Source organism: Arhodomonas sp. AD133 (genome assembly GCF_051195215.1).
Classification (GTDB): Bacteria; Pseudomonadota; Gammaproteobacteria; order Nitrococcales; family Nitrococcaceae; genus Arhodomonas.
In genome coordinates, this window is record NZ_JBNAZM010000120.1 from 1 (window position 1) to 2,115 (window position 2,115).

The 2,115-nt window shown below is 59.3% G+C and carries 2 protein-coding genes; both read right to left on the reverse strand.

The features are described 5' to 3' along the window. Positions 1-23 precede the first annotated feature (23 nt). A complete protein-coding gene (locus ACPEES_RS23185) occupies positions 24-1,046 on the reverse strand; it encodes an AMP-binding protein (RefSeq protein WP_435106838.1) in 1,023 nt (340 codons plus the stop codon). Between the two features lie 447 nt (positions 1,047-1,493). After that, positions 1,494-2,006 carry a winged helix-turn-helix transcriptional regulator gene (locus ACPEES_RS23190; RefSeq protein WP_435106840.1) on the reverse strand — a complete coding sequence of 171 codons (513 nt, stop codon included), beginning with the start codon at positions 2,004-2,006 and terminating at the stop codon, positions 1,494-1,496. Positions 2,007-2,115 lie beyond the last annotated feature (109 nt).

A 2,115-nucleotide genomic window follows, 5' to 3' on the forward strand; every position in this document is an offset into this window, starting at 1 on the left:
CTCCCCCCCTGTTGAAGAAGGAATCAGTGTGCGCAATCACGTGGACAGGATGTAGGTGCTGATTTGTTGGCGCTTACGTTGTTCATCAGCCCGTTGAACAGGGTGTTCACTCCCGGGAAGAAATTGAACCTGTACTTTACGAGCTCCTTGACGACCCCGGCAATGTCTCGGGGATTCGGAATCAGGATATTTTTGGCGCCCCAACGCGTGCCCATGAGCATGCATGCGGTCAGCCCTAGAATGTGGTAGAGGGGCAGCGCGCAGACGATGGTCAGCTCGCCGTCCCCAATCTCCTTCTTCAGCGCCGGTCGCGCCCAAGCATCGTTCTGCAGCACGTTGGCGATCACGTTACGATGGGTCAGCGTGGCGCCTTTCGACACGCCCGTGGTGCCGCCGGTGTATTGCAGGAATGCGATGTCGTCGTGTTCCAAGGACACGGGCTCGAAACCGATGCGTGCGCCTTCCGTCAATGCCTCCCTGAAGCGGCTCGCACCCGGCAGAGAATACGGCGGCACCAATTTCTTGACGCGTCGTACGGCGAAGTTGACGAGCGGCCCTTTCACCCCGCCGAGCATTTCGCCCATGTCCGCGACGACGACGTGCTTGACCTGGGTCCTGTCGATCACCCGCTCCAGCGTCGTCGCAAAGTTCTCTAGGATGATGATCGCCTCGGCACCGGAATCGCGTAGTTGGTGCTCTAGCTCGCGAGCGGTATACAGCGGATTGACGTTGACCACCGTATAACCCGCACGCAGCACGGCGGCGACCGCGATCGGGTACTGGAGCACGTTCGGCATCATGACGGCCACACGGCCACCTTTCTCCATCCCCGTGCTCTGCAGCCAGCCCCCAAGTTTCCTGGAGTGATCGTCGACCTCCGCATAGGTGAGACGTTTGTCCATGCAGACGTAGGCGTTCTGCCCGGCAAACTTCCGAAAGGACTCCTCCAGCAGGTGTACCAGCGAGCGGTAGCGTGAGGGGTCGATCTCGGTCGGAACGTCTTTCGGATAGTGCTTCAGCCAGAATTTCGTAATGTTGTTGTTCATGGTTTCTCTCCCTCCTCCAGCACGTGGCGTTCGCCACGGTTCAGGCCGGTGTGATTACCCGGCGTCGCCGCAACTCGGAGACGTTCGGAGTGAAAATCGTCGTTGGACCGGTGGCAGGCTCCTCAACGTCCGATGTCCGGGTCGGTTGCACACCCTGCGTCCCGGAGTGCGGTCTCTGAATCGAGTCCCGTCCCCGCCGTTCCGTTCCGCGTGTGAAGCCGTAACGGCCGGATCCGGTGAAACCATCCTCGGGCACGGGCGGAGAAACGGGAAAGTTCGATTCGAGACGTTCTATATGACCGTGCACGCCTTATCGGTTTCGGCGCTCCGTAGACCGTTCTGGTCATCACAAGTAAGGACCATTGTGTTCCCTCACGCTCTGCGACAAGACGAAAACAAGATACCGTTTATCCTCGGTTAATGCTTCTTATCAGAATTGCATCAACACTACATTTTCGTGCTGATCGCTGCCCGGGTTTCCGCAGGCTGCATCAGTTCGTGGGTCTTGTCATCGGCACCCGGCCCCGGCCGGACGTCGATCTCATCCGGCCGCAGGGGACTGTCGTCGGCGGATCGCACGCTGACCCCGGCTATGGCCCGTCCGGTACGCCGCTCAATAAACTGGATCCTCGCGCCACTCGAATTGGGAACCCACCGTTCGCCCCACTCCGTCATCGCGACCAGAAGCGGGTATAACGACAGACCCTTTTCTGTCAGCCGGTAGTCGAATGATCGCCCGTCATCCGGAGCGACGGTGCGTGTCAGTATTCCATCGTCGGTCAGCTGGCGAAGGCGCTGCGACAGTATGTTGGTACCGATACCCAGATGCCGCTGAAATTCTTCGAATCGGGTCATGCCGCAAAACGCGTTCCGAAGTATCAACAGCATCCACCATTGGCCCACCTGCTCAAGCGTTTGAGCGATCGGGCAATTCATCTCGGCGAAGGAACCTTTGGTCACGATGGACTCCAGTCAGGCGCGATCTCGCTTACGTAGTCCGTTCTGAACAACCTGCTATGCCACGCCCTGCAGTGCGGGTTCGCGAGCCCGGTCGCAGATGGCGGGATCA